The organism is Haloferula sp. A504, assembly GCF_044385805.1.
GTDB lineage: Bacteria > Verrucomicrobiota > Verrucomicrobiia > Verrucomicrobiales > Akkermansiaceae > Haloferula.
Window position 1 is genome coordinate 1 of record NZ_JBISBU010000180.1, and the last position, 766, is coordinate 766.

1 pseudogene is annotated in these 766 nt (G+C 64.0%); it reads left to right on the forward strand.

The window, feature by feature from the left end:
- Positions 1–419 precede the first annotated feature (419 nt).
- Positions 420–766: pseudogene (locus ACG2LG_RS24060) on the forward strand (group II intron reverse transcriptase/maturase); the annotation flags it as partial.

Consider the following 766-nt stretch of genomic DNA (forward strand, 5'->3'; position numbering starts at 1 on the left):
TACATGAAACCAACCAGTGAGAGTCTGAGTCCTCCCGAGACGAGCAACGGGAGAGCAGCCGAAGGCAACTGCGTCGTCGCGAGGCGGGGTGGGGAGCAACCGGAGGCGGACCCGCGGTCCCGAATGAAAGTGAACCCGATTCGGCCTGCGGTGGCGGCGAGCCTGCGAGTGAGTGGCGAAGCCTGCCGCATGAGCGGTGACCGGACCGACCGACATCCCTCGTCGAGGGTCAGGAACCGGGCTACCGGGGGTGGTTGGGGTGAGAACGCGGGGAAGGTGTCATGTGGAAGCATGGAGATCTGTCCGGGCAGGAAGCCGCGGGAGCGGTGCCGGGTAGAAGTCAGCGCCGCCATACGAGCTGTGAAGCGGGGTAATGCCCGTGGAGCAAAGGGCGGCAGGAAAGTGGATTGGCAAGAACCATGAAACGCGAAGAACCATCCGCGCCAGTTCCCGCGAGGGATAAGCAAGCGGAAGAGGACCCGTGGCAGCGCCACGGAGCCGAACGCGGGGTGTGGAGCGAGCCGATGCTGGCGGCCCTCGACCGAGGGCTGAAAGGAAACAAGTGGTTCAGCCTGATCGACAAGGTTCGGTCGGAGCGAACGCTTGGACTGGCATGGGAAAAGGTGCGATCCAACGCAGGGGCCTGCGGCGTGGATGGCATCACGGTGGAGCGCTTCGACAAAGACAGCCACAATCGGCTGCTCGCCGTCAAAGAGCACCTCACGAAGGGCACCTACCAACCCAAGCCGGTCAAACGGGCATGGAT